Source organism: Ahrensia sp. 13_GOM-1096m (genome assembly GCF_000620605.1).
Lineage (GTDB): Bacteria > Pseudomonadota > Alphaproteobacteria > Rhizobiales > Rhizobiaceae > Ahrensia > Ahrensia kielensis.
Genome location: NZ_KK211156.1, coordinates 597,483 through 614,631 on the forward strand (window position 1 = coordinate 597,483; position 17,149 = coordinate 614,631).

The following is a 17,149-nucleotide window of genomic DNA, read 5'->3' on the forward strand; positions in this document are numbered from 1 at the left end:
ATGACAAAATTATTATCAGTACATGACTTGCATGTTGATTTTGCAACCGAAGACGGCACTGTTAATGCGGTTCGCGGGATTAATTGTTATGTCAATCCAGGTGAATGTCTGGGTGTTGTGGGCGAATCCGGCTCGGGCAAAAGCCAGACATTCTTGGCGGCAATGAACTTGCTTTCAAATAATGGTAGCGCACGTGGAGAGATAAACTTTAAAGGGCAAAATCTACTCGATTTGCCTTTGAAAAAGCTCAATAAAATACGTGGTTCTTCCATCTCAATGATCTTCCAAGACCCGCTGACATCGCTCACACCGCATATGCGTGTGGTCGATCAGATGCGTGAAGTCTTAAAGTTTCACCAGAAACTAAGTGGTGCAGAAGCCGATAAGAAATGTCTGGAGTGGCTGGAACGGGTGCATATTCCTGAAGCCAAACGCCGGTTGCGGCAATATCCGTTTGAGCTTTCTGGCGGTATGCGCCAGCGTGTAATGATCGCAATGGCGATGTTGTGTAATCCTGATCTATTAATCGCGGATGAACCAACGACTGCGCTGGATGTTACAATTCAGGCGGAAATTCTCGACATTATGGATGAGCTTCGGCGCGAGCAGGGCACTGCTATTGTCATGATAACCCATGATATGGGCGTTGTGGCGCGTATGTGTGACCGCATACAGGTTATGCGTTATGGCGAATATGTGGAGGAAGGCGCGGTTGATGATATTTTCTCCAATCCGCAGACTGAATATACCCGCATGTTGCTGGATGCGATGCCGCGTATCGATAAGCCTCGTTTTGAGCGCAAGCCGTCCGTTAAAGAGCCATCGAAAGACAGCTTTCTCAATGTTGATAATTTGAAAGTTGAGTTTGATATCTTTAACGGTTTATTTGCGCGCAAAAATGTTTTGAAGGCTGTTGATGGCATCAGCTTTGATTTGGCGAAAGGCGAAACGCTTGGCGTGGTTGGGGAGTCCGGTTCAGGCAAATCCACTTTAGCGCGCGCGATTTTGCGTTTGTTGCCGGTGGCATCGGGCGAGGTGTCTTGGCTTGGTGCTGATTTGATGGCCATGGGCAAAAACCAGATGAAAGACGCTCGGCAAGATTTGCAGATTGTCTTTCAGGACCCAATGGCGAGCCTCAACCCATCTATGACAATTGGTTCGTCGATCATGGAGCCGCTGCGTATTTTTGCGCCTCATTTATCAAAGGAAGAACGGCGCCAAAAAGTGGAAGCCATGATGGACCGTGTTGGTTTGCCAAAATCCATGATTAATCGCTATCCCCATGAGTTGTCCGGTGGTCAAAACCAGCGTGTGGGAATTGCACGTGCTGTCATTTTAAGACCTAAACTTGTGATTTGTGATGAGGCAGTTTCAGCGCTTGATGTATCCATTCAGGCGCAGATCATTGATTTGTTGCGGGATTTGCAAAAGGATATGGGGCTTTCCCTGATTTTCATCAGTCATGACCTTTCGGTCGTGCGGGAGATTTCCGACCGTATTTTGGTGATGTATCTGGGCAATGTGGTGGAGCTTGCAACGAGCGATGCGCTGTTTGAAGACCCGCAACATCCATATACGAAGCAGCTTATTTCTGCTGTTCCGATTCCCGATCCTGTTGTGGAACGCACGCGCAAGCGCCTTAAATTAAAAGGCGAATTGTCTTCACCGCTTGATTCTGCTGCACGGCTTCGTTTTATGCCGTCTAAATCAGAGAGTTTGAATGCTGCGCAAAAATCTGATTACCGTCCAAAATTGATTGACCAAGGCGATAATCATTTTGTTGCGGAGCACGATCCAATTGAAATGTTGCTAGTTGACGAATAATGCCGCGCTTTTCAGCAAATCTTGGTTTCTTGTGGGCGGAGCTTCCTTTGCCCGAAGCTATTGCTGCTGCAAAGGTTGCGGGCTTTGATGCTGTGGAATGTCATTGGCCTTATGATGTTCCAGCTGAGCTGGTCCGCAAAGCCTTGGGCGATAACGACATTCAAATGCTTGGCATCAATACACGCCGCGGCGATGTTGCGGCTGGCGATAATGGTCTTTGCGCATTGCCTGACCGTGTGGCGGAAGCGCGATCCGCGATCGATGAAGCAATCGATTATGCTGCTGCCATTGGTTGCTGCGCCGTTCACGTGATGGCGGGTTTTTCAAATGGGGCAGCTGCTGAAGACACGTTCATCGATAATCTTCAATATGCTTGTTTGCGCGCTGAGAAGCATGGCATCACAATATTGATAGAGCCGCTCAATAGGTTTGATGCACCTGATTATTTTCTATCGACGACAGATCATGCGATGCGAATCATCGAGGCTGTGGCCAAGCCGAACATCAAGCTCATGTTTGATTTTTATCATGTGCAATTGATGGAAGGCGATCTTGAAAACAAGATCGTAAATCTCTTGCCGCATATCGGTCATATTCAATTTGCTTCTGTGCCGGACCGTGGGCCGCCACAAAAAGGTGAAATTGATTTTGCTGCGCTGTTCGAATTGATCGATAATTTGGGATATAAAAGGCCGCTCGGTGCTGAATATAAGCCAAATGGTCCGACCGAGCAGACCTTTGAATGGTTGCGCCCTTATTTATCATAGCGCAAAACTCTTTTCTGCCTCACTTTTTACAAAGTTTAATGCGAGTTCACTTGAGAACAATAGTGAATAATTACGCGTCTAACAAAATCCTATCTATTCAAACCTTTATTAGAGGACTAGAGAGGCGCAGGAACCAAACAGCTCATTATGTGTTCGTAAAATTGGTTGCTTCAAATTTCAGGACTCCCATGCATTCTAATCTGTCTGATCGTAATTCATTGCGCCAATCGACTTTGTCTCGGCGCGGCTTTATTGCAGCTCTTGCTGCGACCACTACATTGGCTTTTTCAACGCGCGTTTTAGCTCAAGATAATGATGCTGAAGTCGAAGCTACGGCTCAAGAACCTTTTTCTTTTGCGATTCTTATCGATCAAATGAGGGAGCTATCTAGCCAAGATTATGTGGAGCCTACACAGTTAGGTCAGCCATTTAACAAGCTGAGCTATGATGATTACCGTAAGATTCAGTTTAATCCTAAGCATGCGCGCTGGAACGACGAAGCTAGTCAGTTCCAGTTGCATGGATTTCATCCAGGCTGGCTCTATCGTGAGACTGTTGCTCTTTATGAGGTCAATGAAGGCGCAGCGCGTCCGCTCAATTTCACGGCCCATGATTTCAAATATTATGACGGGATGAAAACAAAAATTGACCCAGATATGCAATTGCCCGGCATTGCAGGTTTCAGGATCAATAATCCGCTTAATCGGTTGGATAAATTTGACGAGCTGATGGCGTTTGTTGGTGCGAGTTATTTTAGAGCGCTTGGACGCGGCAATGCTTATGGCATGTCTGCGCGCGGTCTTAGCATCGATACGGGCCTATCAACCGGCGAAGAATTTCCCCGTTTTACCGCTTTTTGGGTTGAACGCCCAGCGGCGAATAGCGGTATCATCACACTTTATGCAGCACTGGAAAGCCCATCGGTAACAGGCGCTTATAAGTTTGTGGTTGATCCGGGTGAAGACACGGTAATGGACGTCGAGTGCAAACTGTTTTTCCGCAAAAATGTAAAACAGCTCGGCATCGCACCTTTAACCTCCATGTTCCTTTATTCTCACGTGAACCGTTCGGATTTTGACGATTATAGGCCGCAGGTTCACGATAGTGATGGCCTGCTTATCGAACGCAAGAACGGTGATAAGGCTTGGCGGGCGCTGTCAAACCCTAAGCGTTTGAGCCTTTCTTATTTCTCAGAACACAATCTGAAAGCCTTTGGCCTTTATCAGCGCGCGCGCGATTTTGATGAGTTCCAAGATGTTGGCGCGCGTTACCACGAGCGTCCTTCGGTTCGTGTTGAGTTGGTCGGCGATTGGCCCAATGGGTCGGTAAGACTGCTTGAGATACCGGCTAATATTGAGACCGATGATAATATTGGTGCTTTTTGGTCGCCAGACAAATCGCCGAAAGCTGGCGAAGAGTTGACGTTCGCATACCGGTTGCATTGGGGTGGCTTACCGCCTGAAATCAATGGTGATTTGGCTTATGTTGATTCAACGCGTAGCGGTGTTGGCGGTTTTTCAGGTGTGTCAAATCCTGACACGAATGTGCGCAAGTTTGTCATTGATTTTATCGGCGGCAACATTGCAAATCTTCCCTATGATCCTGACAAAGAAATGCCGATTAAACCTGTCGTGACGGCATCAGCCGGAGAGATTAAAAATGTCGTGTTGTCTAAAGTGTCTGGTAAAGATATGTGGCGACTTGTCTTTGATCTTGACTCAAAAAATGAACTGCTGCTGGAACTAACCGCGCATATTGCGGGTTATGAAAGTAAGTTAAGTGAAGTATGGCATTTCCAATGGACGCGTGAACAATGACCTCCCAAGTAAATCGTAAAAATACAGTTTCTGACATTCTTGAACAGGGTGCATTACCTGAGGCACCACTTTTTATGCCGCTCCAAGATTTGGAAAGACAACGTTCTGTTCTTCCACGTTTTAACTGGTTTGGGCTTATCGGTCGAAAAACAGCAAATGGCTGAATAAATGGCAGCGCATTATTCGCGCGCAACAACTCGTAAATTCCGTTTTGTTGCGGCATCGATCAGTATCATGTCGGGCGCAATTGCTGCGTTTCTTCTGCTGCAATTTAGTGCAGCAGACGGCTTGCGCTTGATCGATTTAGTGCTGTCTTTTTTAGTCTTTTTAACGACAATTTGGCTCTGTTGGGGCGCTGTGCTTGGCATGGTTGGTCTTGTTCGCTCTTTGGCAGCAAAACCAGTTTCATTTTCTGATGAGCCAATAAACAGCAAGACCGTCATTTTGATGCCTGTCTATAATGAAGACCCTGCCACATCTTTTGCCCGTGTTGCGGCTATGGATACGGCACTGGCTGAGACAGGGCTTCTTGATAGGTTTCATTTTGCTATTTTGTCCGACACGACCAATGACGAGGTCGGCGAATTGGAGAAGCTTTGGTTCGCAAAGCTGATTAAAACGCGCGATGCTGCAGGGCGTATTTTTTACCGTCGGCGCTTGCAAAACAAAGGCCGTAAAGCCGGCAATGTGAAAGACTTTATCGAACGCTCTGGCGCGGCCTATGACTTTGCTCTCATTCTTGATGCCGACAGTTTGATGGACGCTAACACGATTGTTGAAATGGTGCGCCGCATGCAGGCTGATCCAGAGCTTGGCCTGTTGCAAACACTGCCCAAAATCATCAATGCAAAGTCATTTTTTGGCCGTGCAATGCAGTTTTCAGCCAGCTTCTTTTCGCCAATCTTTGCGCGTGGCCAAGAAACGCTGCAAGGGGACGAAGGCCCGTTTTGGGGGCATAATGCGATGGTTCGTATTACTGCGTTCGCAAATTCATGTGGTTTGCCGGAACTGCCAGGTAAAGCGCCTTTTGGTGGAACCATTTTAAGCCATGACTATGTTGAAGCAGCACTTCTTGCGCGTGCCGGATGGCGGGTGCGGCTAGACTGCGATCTTGAAGGTTCTTATGAAGAAGGACCTGAAAATATGATTGAATATGCCAAGCGAGATCGCCGTTGGTGCCAAGGCAATTTGCAGCATGCAGCTCTTGTAGGTGCGCCAAGATTAAAAGCGTGGAGCCGGTTTGTCTTTATACAAGGCATAATGAGTTATATCGCGCCTGTTTTATGGGTCGCGTTTCTTATTGCCAATATTCAGGCAACTGCAACGCAGCCTAAAATTGATTATTTCCCGCCTGAAACATTGTTCTTCCCTGTCATACCGAGTGACTATACAAATAATGCGCTTGCTTTGGCCTTTGGCATTGTCGGTCTTCTTGTTTTGCCGAAAGTGCTTATCGTTTTTGGTGCTGTGCGCGAAGGACGTGCTGAGTATTTTGGCGGCGGTGTTAGTGCTTCTTGGTCAACCTTTGTCGAGCTTTTAACATCGAGTTTCAATGCGCCAATTATGCTTGCCTATCAGACGCGATCCGTATTTCAGGTCCTATCCGGTATTGATGGTGGCTGGCCTGCAACCAGCCGCGATCAACAAGCAATAACGATGCGCGAAGCCTATGATGCAAGTTATTGGATTTCACTTATTGGTATAGGGCTGTTCGTCGCTGTCCATTATTTTGCGCCATCCTTGATCTGGTGGTTAAGCCCTGTCGGCATTCCGCTTGTATGTGCCCCTTTTGTGATTTGGAAAACGGGGCAAAGTTTCGCATCGCCAACATTTCACGTTCCTACAGAATCTGAATTGCCCTCAATCGTTGTCACGCATAACCGCATTATGGCAGCTTGGGAAAAAACGGGGCTTATTGATATAAATTCTGATGAGGCCAAGCCTATGGATGATTCTAGTAAGGGTAAAGTGCTTGCCTAACTCTTCGAATTTAACGTCGGCCGCAAAATCTAACATCGGTACTGAAGCGGGTATTGTTGCAAACACAAAGACCAAGCGTGATCTTAGGCTTGATTTTTTTCGTGGTCTCGCGCTGTGCATGATCTTTATCAATCACTTGCCGAATAATTTCTATGAAATCTTCACCAACCGGAATTTTGGATTTTCCGATTCTGCAGAAGGTTTTGTTCTCATGTCCGGTATGGCCGCTGGTATTGCCTATGGTGCTGTGTTTGCGCGGGTATCGCTTTGGCGTGCTTTTGCAAAAGTGTGGGGTAGGGCGTGGCAACTCTACCAAACGCATCTTGTTATCACCGTTCTGGCGATTGGCATTGTTGCAGCAGGAGCTGTTCTGTTTGGCATAACCGACCCACTGTTCAAGAATAATCTGAAAGCGCTCTGGGGCACGCCTTTAAAAACGATTGTGGGATTTGTGTCGCTTGGGCACCAAATGGGCTATGTCAATATTTTGCCGATGTATATGGTTCTGCTTCTTGGTACGCCGTTTTTCATTTTAATCGGACGCAAACATCCTTATTTCTTGGCGCTCCTTTCCCTCGCTGGCTGGGCGTTAAGCGCACATTTTCGGATTAATTTGCCTGCCTATCCCAATGAGGGTGGCTGGTTTTTCAACCCACTTTGCTGGCAGTTGCTGTTTGTGTTGGGATTGTTGACCGGACTTCATTTGCGAGACGGCAAACGCTTTATTCCGTTCAACTGGCCGCTGGTTATAATTTGCAGCGCTTATTTGTTGATGTCACTTGTTTGGAAAGAATGGACCGTGTTGTCGAAGCTCGGCAATAATACTCTTAGAGATTTAAATCAGCTCGGATTTCCATTTTGGATCACAAGCTTTGATAAGACGTTTCTTTCACTGCCAAGGCTTTTGCATATCTTATCGCTTGCCTATGTGATTTCAGTTATCCCGCAAGTCAGCGCGATGTGCAAAACTAAGTTTGCAGCGCCTATTGTTCTTTTTGGTCAATATGGCCTTGCTGTTTTTGCGACTGGAACGGTGTTGGATATTGCGTTTCAGGTCATCAAAAATGGCGGCAAGGTGGATTTCGTATTGGATACAATCCTCATTGGCGGCGGTTTTATTGTTTTATATTTGGTGGCGTTCACAAAAAATGCGCTGGCTGTGCGTGCAAAATAACGTTGATAGCGACGAGAGTTATCTCTTGATCGAAATGCTGCGAAGTCTTGGGACCAAATAGGCAAAAACGCTATTTGTTATTGCTGATGCAATGATGACAATAATAGCCAGCATAGCTGCAAATATTGTAACTTTAATTGGGCCAGAAAGATTTATCCCGTTTAAATAGGGCAGGATCAATTTCATGCCGCCTGCGATGATGAACACATGCAACAGATAAATTTCATACGACCAATCGCCCAATTTTGTGAATAGTCGACTGTTGAAATTCAGCGCGCTTAAACCGGCATAAAGTGCAAATGCTGCCGGAAGTCCCCAAGTTAAGACACGGTGAGTATTGATCTCGGCCATCGTCATCAATTGCATGATAGCAAGGCTAGTGATCAGGATGGTGTATGCGAGGTAGCTCGGCAATGACTTGCCTTGCAAGCGCACGATATGAAAAACAGCGATACCGAAGGCAAATTCTAATATGATGAGGTCTGTATAAAACTGCATATAGCCGTTTTTAAAATGGATCAGCTGGCCAATAATCGCAATGAGACAGAGCAATGCAGCGGTTAAAGCCAATGACTTATCGCGGAACAATCCAACGCAGATTACGATAAGTGCGTAAAAGAACATCTCATAATTTAATGTCCAACCAATAACGAGTGTTGGTGTGCTGCTTAGCGGGTTTGCACCGTTGGGAATGAAAAACAACGAATGTATGAGTTGCCCGATATCGGCTGTCGTTGAGCCAAGCAAACTAGGTGCAACAGCGGCGATAAGAAACACAAACAATGTTGCGCTCCAATAAAGTGGCACAATGCGCCAAATGCGACTGTTTACAAAGTTTTTTGCATTGAATGGTTTTTCCCAAATTATCTTGGCCATGATGTAACCGCTGATAACGAAAAACAAATCAACGCCTGCTGAACCAACTTCATAGATCGCGGGCACATAATCATTACCGCTACCTTTGAGGTTTGCGACAATGTGGTAATAAAACACAGCCAAAGCTGCTAGTGCACGTAAATATTGGACTTGTAGTTGCATCGAGCAATCGCATCTAATTTTAGTTATGTTGGCCTTTATAAGCTTTAAAGGCTTTAGACAGGTTAACACTGAGACCAAGTGCTAACCTGGCAATCGCTACGGCTATTAAACATGCTTGTTGCAGATTTAAAATTTAGCTATCAAACGGTAAATTATACGGAGATTTTACGATGTGGTTTTCACGGGTTCTTGCTGAAGTTCTGGAATCACTCAATCTGGCAATTGGTGTCATAATTGTTTTGATGGGTGGCTATTTTGGATATCGAACAGCGTATTGGGCAGGTGAGAACCTTACATTTGGCGCAGGTCTTGGTGTTGTTGCGGGGCTCGTTGCCGCTGCTTTAGTGTGCGGCTTGATCGCGAACCTATCACTTATCGAGCAGCATCTGGCACTTATCGCGGATGATATCGAAGAGATGCGCGCGCGTGATGCTGGCGAATTGGATACTGAAAAAGATAGTTGATGCAAAAAAGCCGCACTCAATAAAGCGCGGCTTTTTAAAATAATTATCAGATTGCCGATTCTTAAGAAATTGGAACCAGTTGAATTTCAACGCGGCGGTTCTGTGCACGGCCTGAATCTGAGTTGTTGTCAGCAATAGGACGTGTTTCACCAAATCCTTGGACAGCAAAACGTTGGCCGTTCACGCCTTGGCTAGACAGGTAGCTGGCAACTGATTGTGCGCGGCGCTGTGAAAGAGCCATGTTGTAGCCGTCATTGCCCGTTGAGTCTGTGTGGCCATAAACGTCGATGAGTGTCTGGTTGTATTTTTTCAATACAAGAACGACCGAGTTCAATGTTGGGTAGAAGCCAGAATTGATCGAATCTTGATCGGTTGCGAATGTAATGTTCGACGGCATGTTCAAAACAATGTTGTTGCCAACACGGGTTACCGATACGCCAGTACCTTGAAGCTGAGCACGAAGCTCGGCCTGTTGGCGGTCCATATAGACACCAATGCCGCCACCTGCGAGCGCGCCAATACCTGCACCAATCAACGCATTACGGCGATCATCGCCGCCAGCCAATGTGCCAAGCGCTGCGCCGGCTACTGCGCCAATACCTGCGCCACCTGCCGTGCGGGAGATTTGCTGCTGTCCAGTGAATGGGTCAGTTGTACATGCAGCCGTAAACAGCAATGCCGTTAGAGATGCAGTTAGGATCGTGGATTTATTCATTATGTGCCTCTCGTGGCAGTGGGTAAGAATCTCAAGTTTAGGCATAGTACCAAAAAAGGCAAAAATGCGAAACCGCTGTATAATACTGCCTTATCAAGTCTTAATGCGTTCAAATTACGATACGAATATTTGTGTTTCGTTACTTTATTTGAGTTTTGTACGGGCAACATAGAGCGCTAATGCGGCTGCATTTGATACGTTGAGTGATTTAATGGCGCCGGGCATATCAAGTCGTGCAAGGGTAGAGACCGTTTCGCGCGTTTTCTGGCGCAATCCTTTGCCTTCCGCACCCAGCACGATGGCCAGCTTTTTACCCTGAAGTGATTCTTCAAGGATATTTGGGCCTTCCGAATCAAGTCCAACGGTTTGAAAACCCATTTTATTGAGCTCACCCAGTGCATTTGCCAGATTTCGTACTTCAATATGCGGAATCATTTCCAAAGCGCCGGAAGCTGATTTGGCTAATGTTCCTGATTCTTGAGGGCTGTGTCTGCTTGTTGTGATCAAAGCGCCTGCATTTAATGCGACTGCTGAACGCATGATGGCACCGACATTGTGCGGATCGGTTACTTGGTCGAGTACAAGAATCAGATCTGAACGCTCAAGGTCATTAAGATGTTTGGGGGCGAGGGGATCTGCCTCCAGCACGACGCCTTGATGAACCGCATCGCTGCCCACCTTAGCGTCGAGCACTTTTGGCGTTACGATTTCAACAGGAAAAGCCAGATCTGAAGGGCTTTCAACGTCCAGACGTATGAGCGCATTGTCTGTCGCATACATCGTATGGATGTTGCGCTGCTCGTTATCCAGGGCTGCGCGAACGGTATGTAGGCCGTAAAGATAGATTCGGCCTTCCGGCACGCGTCCTGCATCTTGATGCGGGCGTGGGCGAAATGTTTTAGGGTCATTTGGGTCAACACCAGCCTTTTTATCGCGAAACTGGCGGCGCAGTTTTGCGTAATGAGTGTCTCTTGGTGTTTTTGTGTTTTTGCTGTCTGTCATGGCGTCCTTATAGTGCCTTTACTTTTTATCGCCACACATTTGCACTGTTTAGCAAAAAAAGATGAAATTTCGTTGCTTTGAGCACAACTCCGTGTTGACACCGACGTCGACCGGTTTCATAAGGCGCCCGTTGCCTCATATTGCAACGACTTGACACCGCCAGATGGAGGAGTGTCCGAGTGGTTAAAGGAGACGGACTGTAAATCCGTTCGCTTAGCGTACGCTGGTTCGAATCCAGCCTCCTCCACCATCGGCGTGTCAGTTCGCTTCAGTACAAGCTTAACGCGGGTATAGCTCAATGGTAGAGCAGCAGCCTTCCAAGCTGAATACCCGGGTTCGATTCCCGGTACCCGCTCCATATTTCATGATTTCTATTCTTGCGTGTTCAACTTTCCCCTTGCGAAAGTGATGCTAACATCTTAAATCGCGGCGATAGCCGGGGCTTGCCCCAAAGTTTGAGCCACGAACAATAGGATTTGACATGGCCAAGGAAAAGTTTGAGCGCAATAAGCCGCACGTGAACATTGGCACGATTGGTCACGTTGACCACGGCAAAACATCACTAACAGCGGCGATCACGAAGTATTTCGGTGAATTCCGTGCGTATGACCAGATTGATGGTGCGCCAGAAGAACGTGCACGTGGTATTACGATCTCTACAGCTCACGTTGAGTATGAGACAGAAAAACGTCACTACGCCCACGTTGATTGCCCAGGCCACGCCGACTATGTGAAAAACATGATCACTGGTGCTGCGCAGATGGACGGCGCGATCCTTGTTTGTTCAGCTGCTGATGGCCCAATGCCACAGACACGCGAACACATTCTTCTTGCCCGTCAGGTTGGTGTTCCTTCGCTTGTTGTTTTCTTGAACAAAGTTGACCAAGTTGATGACGAAGAGCTTCTAGAACTCGTTGAAATGGAAGTGCGTGAGCTTCTTTCATCATACGACTTCCCAGGCGACGATCTTCCAGTTGTTAAAGGTTCTGCACTTGCAGCACTTGAAGACAGCAACAAAGAAATCGGCGAAGATGCAATTCGCGCTTTGATGGCTGCTGTTGATGAATATATCCCAACACCTGAGCGTCCTGTTGATCAGCCGTTCTTGATGCCTATCGAGGATGTGTTCTCAATCTCAGGTCGTGGTACAGTTGCGACTGGCCGTGTTGAACGCGGTATTGTTAATGTTGGCGACGAACTTGAAATCGTTGGCATCAAAGACACGCAGAAAACAACATGTACAGGCGTTGAAATGTTCCGCAAACTGCTTGACCGCGGTGAAGCAGGCGACAACATCGGTGCTCTTCTTCGTGGTGTTGACCGTGAAGCTATTGAACGTGGCCAAGTTCTCGTTAAGCCAGGTTCAGTAACACCGCACACAACATTTGTTGCAGAAGCCTACATTCTGACCAAAGAAGAAGGCGGTCGTCACACACCGTTCTTCAACAAGTACCGTCCACAGTTCTACTTCCGCACAACAGACGTAACGGGCGAAGTAACACTGCCGGAAGGCACTGAAATGGTTATGCCTGGCGATAACGCCGAGATGAATGTTGAGCTGATCAACCCGATCGCGATGGAAGAGCGTCTGCGCTTTGCTATCCGTGAAGGTGGCCGCACAGTAGGCGCGGGCATCGTTTCTAAAATTCTGAAGTAAGTCGTTACTATCAAGCAGATCGGGCGCGGCACACGCTGCGCCTTGATGCTTGAATGAGGAGCCAGTTAATGAACGGCCAAAATATTCGCATCCGCCTTAAGGCGTTTGACCACCGCGTACTGGACGCATCTACACGTGAAATCGTGTCGACTGCTAAACGTACAGGTGCTGGTGTACGTGGTCCTGTACCACTGCCGACACGGATTGAAAAATTCACCGTGAACCGGTCACCACACATCGACAAGAAAAGCCGTGAACAGTTCGAGATGCGTACACATAAACGTTTGCTCGATATCGTTGACCCAACACCACAAACAGTGGACGCGCTTATGAAGCTCGACCTTGCTGCTGGTGTTGATGTCGAGATTAAGCTGTAAGCACGGGATCGGAAGGACGAACCAATGCGTTCAGGTATTATTGCACAGAAGCTGGGTATGACCCGCATCTACACAGATGAGGGTGTCAACACACCGGTAACAGTTCTCCGCGTTGAGAACTGTCAGGTTGTTGCTCAGCGTACTGCCGACAAAAATGGCTACACAGCTGTTCAAATCGGCGTTGGCTTTGCGAAGCCAAAAAACGTTTCAAAAGCGATGCGCGGCCATTTTGCTAAAGCATCTGTTGAGCCAAAGCGTCGCTTGGCTGAGTTCCGCGTATCAGAAGACAATCTTCTGGATGTTGGCGCTGAGATCATTGCGAGCCACTTTGTTGCTGGTCAAAAAGTTGACTGCACAGGCACAACACAAGGTAAAGGCTTTGCCGGTGTTATGAAGCGTCACAACTTTGGTGGCGGCCGTGCAACACACGGTAACTCAGTTTCGCACCGTTCGCATGGTTCGACAGGTATGTGTCAGGATCCGGGCAAGGTCTTCAAAGGTAAGAAGATGGCCGGTCACATGGGTGCTACTCGTGTAACGACACAGAACCTCGAAATTGTATCAACTGATGAAGATCGTGGTTTGATCCTCGTTAAAGGTGCCGTTCCTGGCTCAAAGGGCGCATGGATTTTGATCAAAGACGCTGTTAAAGGCGCTCTTCCTGATAATGTTCCAATGCCTGCTGCGATCCGTGGTTCAGCTGCACCAGCTGCTGAGGGAGCCGAGTAATGGAAATTTCAGTAACCAAACTTGATGGCAAATCTGCCGGCAAGGTCAATGTTTCTGACGCTGTATTTGGCCTAGAGCCACGCGCTGATCTTCTTCAGCGTATGGTCACTTACCAATTGGCTAAGAAACAACAGGGCACGCATGTTACGCAAGGTCGTTCAGACGTTGCTCGCACAGGTGCCCGTCTGTACCGCCAAAAAGGTACTGGTAAAGCCCGTCATCACGCCGCATCTGCTCCGCAGTTTCGTGGTGGTGGTAAGGCACACGGTCCTGTTGCTCGCAGCCATGCGATTGACCTGCCGAAAAAAGTTCGTGCATTGGCTCTTCGCCATGCGCTTTCAGCTAAAGCTCAGTCTGAATCAATTATTGTTCTTGATGACATGATTAGCGATGGCAAAACCAAGTCTCTGGCTGCACAGTTTGAGGCACTGGGTTTGAAAAACGCATTGTTCATCGGTGGTGAAACAATCGATGCGAATTTCAAAAACGCTGCTGCAAACTTGGCGCACATTGATGTGCTCCCAATCCAGGGCATTAACGTATATGACATCTTGCGTCGCAACACTCTTGTGTTGTCGAAAGCGGCTGTCGAAGCTCTTGAGGAGCGTTTCAAATGACCGATTTGCGCCACTATGATGTGATCGTATCACCGGCTATTACAGAGAAAGCGACACTTGTGTCTGAACACAATCAGGTCGTCTTCAATGTAGCGCGTGATGCTTCAAAACCGGAAATCAAAGCCGCTGTAGAAGCCTTGTTTAATGTCAAGGTTAAAGCAGTTAACACTTTGATCCGTAAGGGCAAACTTAAGCGCTTCCGCGGCATTCAAGGCCGCCAGAGTAATGTTAAAAAAGCCATTGTGACACTGGTCGAAGGCCAGTCGATCGATGTTGCAACCGGCCTATAAGGGCGACGGGGTAATAGATTATGGCATTGAAGAAATTTAATCCGACAACACCAAGCCAACGTCAGTTGGTGATTGTCGACCGCTCTGGTCTTCATAAGGGCAAGCCTGTCAAAGCTTTGACACAAGGCCTTTCGAAGTCAGGTGGACGTAACAATATGGGCCGCATTACTGCGTACCAAAAAGGTGGTGGTCACAAGCGCACTTACCGTATCATTGATTTCAAACGTCGTAAGTTTGATGTTCAAGGTACAGTTGAGCGTTTGGAATATGACCCGAACCGCACAGCTTTTATTGCGCTGATCAAATATGATGATGGTGAGCTTGCTTACATCTTGGCTCCGCAGCGTTTGACTGCTGGTGATAAGGTTATTGCCGCTGAACGTGCAGACGTGAAGCCAGGTAATGCGATGCCGCTTAAGTCTATGCCTATTGGTACGATTGTTCACAATGTTGAACTTAAGCCAGGCAAGGGCGCTCAGGTTGCTCGTTCAGCCGGTGCTTATGCTCAGTTGGTTGGTCGTGATGCCGGTATGGCTATCCTTCGTCTGAATTCAGGCGAGCAGCGTCTTGTTTCTGGTACATGTATGGCAACAGTTGGTGCTGTATCTAACCCAGATCACTCAAATATCAATTTGGGTAAAGCAGGTCGTAGCCGCTGGCTCGGTCGCCGTCCGCATGTTCGCGGTGTTGTTATGAACCCTGTCGATCACCCACATGGTGGTGGTGAGGGTCGTACATCAGGTGGTCGTCACCCAGTGACACCTTGGGGTAAGCCTACTAAAGGTAAGCGTACACGCTCCAATAAGTCGACTGATCAATTCATCATGCGCTCACGTCACGCGCGTAAGAAGTAAATAGAGAGGAATAGCCACATGGCTCGTTCAGTTTGGAAAGGTCCGTTTGTAGACGGCTATCTTCTCAAGAAAGCTGAGAAGGCCCGCGAAAGCGGTCGTCACGACGTTATCAAAATTTGGAGCCGTCGCTCGACGGTTCTACCACAGTTCGTTGGTTTGACATTCGGTGTCTACAACGGTCAAAAGCACATCCCAGTGTCCATTTCTGAGGACATGGTTGGCCACAAGTTCGGTGAGTTTGCGCCATCACGCACTTACTACGGACACGGCGCCGACAAAAAGGCGAAGAGGAAGTAACCGATGGGTAAGCCTAAGGCACCACGCCGCTTGGCGGATAATGAGGCACGCGCAGTCACTAAGACAATTCGCGTTAGCCCTCAGAAGCTGAACCTTGTTGCAGCGCTAATCCGCGGCAAGAAAGTATCAGCGGCACTTGCTGATCTTGAATTCTCGCGCAAGCGTATTTCAGGTACAGTGAAAAAGACACTCGAGTCCGCAATTGCGAACGCTGAAAACAACCATGATTTGGATGTTGATGCGCTAGTGGTAGCTGAGGCTTATGTCGGTAAATCAATCGTAATGAAGCGTTTTATGGCACGTGGCCGTGGTCGCGCCAGCCGTATTGTTAAGCCATTTTCACACTTGACGATTGTTGTTCGTGAAGTTGAAGAGACAGAGGAGGCCGCGTAATGGGTCAAAAGATTAACCCAATCGGTTTTCGTCTTGGTATTAACCGCACGTGGGATTCACGTTGGTATGCTAACACTGGCGAATATGGTCAGTTGCTGCATGAAGACTTGAAAATCCGTAAGTTCATTGAAAAAGAACTTAAGCAGGCTGCTGTTGCTAAAATCGTTATCGAGCGTCCGCACAAGAAGTGCCGTGTGACAATTCACTCTGCACGTCCGGGTATCATCATCGGTAAAAAAGGCGCAGACATTGAGAAACTTCGCAAGAAGATTTCTGAACTGACTAACGCTGAAACACACCTCAACATTGTTGAAGTGCGTAAGCCAGAAGTTGATGCAACGCTTGTTGCTCAGTCTATTGCGCAGCAGTTGGAACGCCGTGTTGCATTCCGCCGTGCTATGAAACGTGCTGTTCAATCAGCAATGCGTCTTGGCGCACAGGGCATCAAAATCACTTCAGGTGGTCGCCTTGGTGGTGCAGAGATTGCTCGTATCGAATGGTACCGCGAAGGCCGTGTGCCGTTGCATACACTGCGCGCTGATATTGATTACGGTACTGCAGAAGCTTCAACAGCTTACGGCATCATCGGCATCAAAGTATGGATCTTTAAAGGTGAAATCCTTGAACATGATCCAATGGCTTCTGAGCGTCGCGCTATGGAAAACGACAGCCAGGGCGGTGGTAACAACCGTCGCCGCGAAAACGCTTAACGCGTCCTGGATTGGAGAATAGAAAATGTTGCAACCGAAACGGACTAAGTTCCGCAAACAGTTCAAAGGTAAGATCCATGGCGTCGCTAAAGGCGGTACGGACCTGAACTTTGGTGCTTACGGTTTGAAGGCACTTGAGCCTAACCGCGTGAATGCACGTGAAATCGAAGCGGCTCGCCGCGCGATTACACGTCACATGAAACGTGCTGGCCGTGTTTGGATCCGTATTTTCCCAGACACACCGGTCACTTCAAAACCGACCGAAGTGCGTATGGGTAAAGGTAAGGGTTCTGTCGATTATTGGGCAGCCCGCGTTAAACCTGGCCGTGTTATGTTTGAAATTGATGGTGTTCCAGAAGATGTGGCACGTGAGGCGCTTCGCCTTGGTTCTGCAAAACTTTCTGTGAAGACACGCTTCATTCAGCGCATTGGCGAGTAGGGAAT

General features: G+C 47.8%; 20 protein-coding genes and 2 tRNA genes. 19 read left to right on the forward strand and 3 right to left on the reverse strand.

What is annotated here, in order from left to right:
• The 6 genes from N530_RS0116630 (at position 1) to N530_RS18465 (ending at position 7,562) form a co-directional block, all read left to right on the forward strand.
• Entirely contained in the window at positions 1-1,824 is a 1,824-nt protein-coding gene (locus tag N530_RS0116630; protein WP_026481633.1) for an ABC transporter ATP-binding protein, read from the forward strand.
• Positions 1,824-2,591, forward strand: a complete 768-nt coding sequence (locus N530_RS0116635; protein WP_026481634.1) for a hydroxypyruvate isomerase family protein — start codon at positions 1,824-1,826, stop codon at positions 2,589-2,591. Before N530_RS0116630 ends, N530_RS0116635 begins: the two co-directional genes overlap by 1 nt.
• 188 nt (positions 2,592-2,779) lie before the next feature.
• Complete coding sequence (locus N530_RS0116640; protein WP_026481635.1) at positions 2,780-4,408, forward strand: glucan biosynthesis protein; 1,629 nt, start codon at positions 2,780-2,782, stop codon at positions 4,406-4,408.
• The gene (locus N530_RS19140; protein ID WP_155852030.1) at positions 4,405-4,572 is read left to right on the forward strand and encodes a hypothetical protein; all 168 of its coding nucleotides are present in this window, start codon (positions 4,405-4,407) and stop codon (positions 4,570-4,572) included. Before N530_RS0116640 ends, N530_RS19140 begins: the two co-directional genes overlap by 4 nt.
• A gap of 4 nt (positions 4,573-4,576) precedes the next feature.
• Entirely contained in the window at positions 4,577-6,388 is a 1,812-nt protein-coding gene (gene mdoH / locus N530_RS0116650; protein WP_026481636.1) for a glucans biosynthesis glucosyltransferase MdoH, read from the forward strand.
• Complete coding sequence (locus N530_RS18465; protein ID WP_051541029.1) at positions 6,381-7,562, forward strand: OpgC family protein; 1,182 nt, start codon at positions 6,381-6,383, stop codon at positions 7,560-7,562. The genes mdoH and N530_RS18465 overlap by 8 nt, the downstream gene beginning before the upstream one ends.
• A gap of 18 nt (positions 7,563-7,580) precedes the next feature.
• Here N530_RS18465 and N530_RS18470 read toward each other — a convergent pair whose 3' ends face one another.
• Entirely contained in the window at positions 7,581-8,600 is a 1,020-nt protein-coding gene (locus N530_RS18470) for an acyltransferase (protein ID WP_051541030.1), read from the reverse strand.
• Positions 8,601-8,770: 170 nt separating this feature from the next.
• On the opposite strand from N530_RS18470, the gene N530_RS18475 reads away from it, so the two are divergent.
• Positions 8,771-9,064 (forward strand): hypothetical protein, encoded by a 294-nt coding sequence (locus N530_RS18475; RefSeq protein WP_051541031.1) that lies wholly within the window; start codon positions 8,771-8,773, stop codon positions 9,062-9,064.
• A gap of 61 nt (positions 9,065-9,125) precedes the next feature.
• Here the strand turns inward: N530_RS18475 and N530_RS0116670 are convergent, their stop codons facing one another.
• On the reverse strand, positions 9,126-9,779 hold the full coding sequence (locus N530_RS0116670) for an OmpA family protein (protein WP_026481637.1): 654 nt from the start codon (positions 9,777-9,779) through the stop codon (positions 9,126-9,128).
• Between the two features lie 144 nt (positions 9,780-9,923).
• Complete coding sequence (rlmB, locus tag N530_RS0116675; protein WP_026481638.1) at positions 9,924-10,781, reverse strand: 23S rRNA (guanosine(2251)-2'-O)-methyltransferase RlmB; 858 nt, start codon at positions 10,779-10,781, stop codon at positions 9,924-9,926.
• 165 nt (positions 10,782-10,946) lie between these two features.
• Here rlmB and N530_RS0116680 point away from each other — a divergent pair.
• From N530_RS0116680 to rplP, 12 genes are all read left to right on the forward strand, one after another.
• A tRNA-Tyr gene (locus tag N530_RS0116680) sits at positions 10,947-11,031 on the forward strand.
• Between the two features lie 34 nt (positions 11,032-11,065).
• A tRNA-Gly gene (locus N530_RS0116685) sits at positions 11,066-11,139 on the forward strand.
• A 123-nt stretch (positions 11,140-11,262) separates the two neighbouring features.
• A complete protein-coding gene (gene tuf / locus N530_RS0116690; protein ID WP_026481639.1) occupies positions 11,263-12,438 on the forward strand; it encodes an elongation factor Tu in 1,176 nt (391 codons plus the stop codon).
• A gap of 68 nt (positions 12,439-12,506) precedes the next feature.
• Positions 12,507-12,815 (forward strand): 30S ribosomal protein S10, encoded by a 309-nt coding sequence (gene rpsJ, locus N530_RS0116695; protein WP_026481640.1) that lies wholly within the window; start codon positions 12,507-12,509, stop codon positions 12,813-12,815.
• A gap of 24 nt (positions 12,816-12,839) precedes the next feature.
• Entirely contained in the window at positions 12,840-13,544 is a 705-nt protein-coding gene (gene rplC, locus N530_RS0116700; RefSeq protein ID WP_026481641.1) for a 50S ribosomal protein L3, read from the forward strand.
• Positions 13,544-14,161, forward strand: coding sequence for a 50S ribosomal protein L4 (rplD, locus tag N530_RS0116705; protein WP_026481642.1), 618 nt, complete (start codon positions 13,544-13,546; stop codon positions 14,159-14,161). Before rplC ends, rplD begins: the two co-directional genes overlap by 1 nt.
• Positions 14,158-14,451: a 50S ribosomal protein L23 gene (locus tag N530_RS0116710; RefSeq protein ID WP_026481643.1), complete on the forward strand. Its 294-nt coding sequence runs from the start codon at positions 14,158-14,160 to the stop codon at positions 14,449-14,451. The genes rplD and N530_RS0116710 overlap by 4 nt, the downstream gene beginning before the upstream one ends.
• A 20-nt stretch (positions 14,452-14,471) precedes the next feature.
• Entirely contained in the window at positions 14,472-15,305 is an 834-nt protein-coding gene (gene rplB / locus N530_RS0116715) for a 50S ribosomal protein L2 (RefSeq protein WP_026481644.1), read from the forward strand.
• Between the two features lie 18 nt (positions 15,306-15,323).
• Entirely contained in the window at positions 15,324-15,602 is a 279-nt protein-coding gene (gene rpsS / locus N530_RS0116720; protein ID WP_026481645.1) for a 30S ribosomal protein S19, read from the forward strand.
• Positions 15,603-15,605: 3 nt separating this feature from the next.
• Entirely contained in the window at positions 15,606-15,995 is a 390-nt protein-coding gene (gene rplV, locus N530_RS0116725) for a 50S ribosomal protein L22 (protein WP_035267323.1), read from the forward strand.
• Positions 15,995-16,705 (forward strand): 30S ribosomal protein S3, encoded by a 711-nt coding sequence (gene rpsC / locus N530_RS0116730; protein ID WP_026481647.1) that lies wholly within the window; start codon positions 15,995-15,997, stop codon positions 16,703-16,705. Before rplV ends, rpsC begins: the two co-directional genes overlap by 1 nt.
• A gap of 25 nt (positions 16,706-16,730) precedes the next feature.
• Positions 16,731-17,144 carry a 50S ribosomal protein L16 gene (gene rplP, locus N530_RS0116735; RefSeq protein ID WP_026481648.1) on the forward strand — a complete coding sequence of 138 codons (414 nt, stop codon included), beginning with the start codon at positions 16,731-16,733 and terminating at the stop codon, positions 17,142-17,144.
• Positions 17,145-17,149 lie beyond the last annotated feature (5 nt).

What these genes read in the sequence shown, in the direction of transcription:
- tuf (WP_026481639.1), top strand. Translation starts at nt 11,263, where the DNA reads ATGGCCAAGGAAAAGTTTGAGCGCAATAAGCCGCACGTGAACATTGGC.
- rplB (WP_026481644.1), top strand. Translation starts at nt 14,472, where the DNA reads ATGGCATTGAAGAAATTTAATCCGACAACACCAAGCCAACGTCAGTTG.
- N530_RS19140 (WP_155852030.1), top strand. Translation starts at nt 4,405, where the DNA reads ATGACCTCCCAAGTAAATCGTAAAAATACAGTTTCTGACATTCTTGAA.
- rplP (WP_026481648.1), top strand. Translation starts at nt 16,731, where the DNA reads ATGTTGCAACCGAAACGGACTAAGTTCCGCAAACAGTTCAAAGGTAAG.
- N530_RS18470 (WP_051541030.1), bottom strand. Translation starts at nt 8,600, where the DNA reads ATGCAACTACAAGTCCAATATTTACGTGCACTAGCAGCTTTGGCTGTG.
- rlmB (WP_026481638.1), bottom strand. Translation starts at nt 10,781, where the DNA reads ATGACAGACAGCAAAAACACAAAAACACCAAGAGACACTCATTACGCA.
- N530_RS0116635 (WP_026481634.1), top strand. Translation starts at nt 1,824, where the DNA reads ATGCCGCGCTTTTCAGCAAATCTTGGTTTCTTGTGGGCGGAGCTTCCT.
- rpsC (WP_026481647.1), top strand. Translation starts at nt 15,995, where the DNA reads ATGGGTCAAAAGATTAACCCAATCGGTTTTCGTCTTGGTATTAACCGC.
- N530_RS0116670 (WP_026481637.1), bottom strand. Translation starts at nt 9,779, where the DNA reads ATGAATAAATCCACGATCCTAACTGCATCTCTAACGGCATTGCTGTTT.
- rplD (WP_026481642.1), top strand. Translation starts at nt 13,544, where the DNA reads ATGGAAATTTCAGTAACCAAACTTGATGGCAAATCTGCCGGCAAGGTC.
- rpsJ (WP_026481640.1), top strand. Translation starts at nt 12,507, where the DNA reads ATGAACGGCCAAAATATTCGCATCCGCCTTAAGGCGTTTGACCACCGC.
- N530_RS0116630 (WP_026481633.1), top strand. Translation starts at nt 1, where the DNA reads ATGACAAAATTATTATCAGTACATGACTTGCATGTTGATTTTGCAACC.
- N530_RS0116640 (WP_026481635.1), top strand. Translation starts at nt 2,780, where the DNA reads ATGCATTCTAATCTGTCTGATCGTAATTCATTGCGCCAATCGACTTTG.
- rplV (WP_035267323.1), top strand. Translation starts at nt 15,606, where the DNA reads ATGGGTAAGCCTAAGGCACCACGCCGCTTGGCGGATAATGAGGCACGC.
- N530_RS0116710 (WP_026481643.1), top strand. Translation starts at nt 14,158, where the DNA reads ATGACCGATTTGCGCCACTATGATGTGATCGTATCACCGGCTATTACA.
- N530_RS18475 (WP_051541031.1), top strand. Translation starts at nt 8,771, where the DNA reads ATGTGGTTTTCACGGGTTCTTGCTGAAGTTCTGGAATCACTCAATCTG.
- rpsS (WP_026481645.1), top strand. Translation starts at nt 15,324, where the DNA reads ATGGCTCGTTCAGTTTGGAAAGGTCCGTTTGTAGACGGCTATCTTCTC.
- mdoH (WP_026481636.1), top strand. Translation starts at nt 4,577, where the DNA reads ATGGCAGCGCATTATTCGCGCGCAACAACTCGTAAATTCCGTTTTGTT.
- rplC (WP_026481641.1), top strand. Translation starts at nt 12,840, where the DNA reads ATGCGTTCAGGTATTATTGCACAGAAGCTGGGTATGACCCGCATCTAC.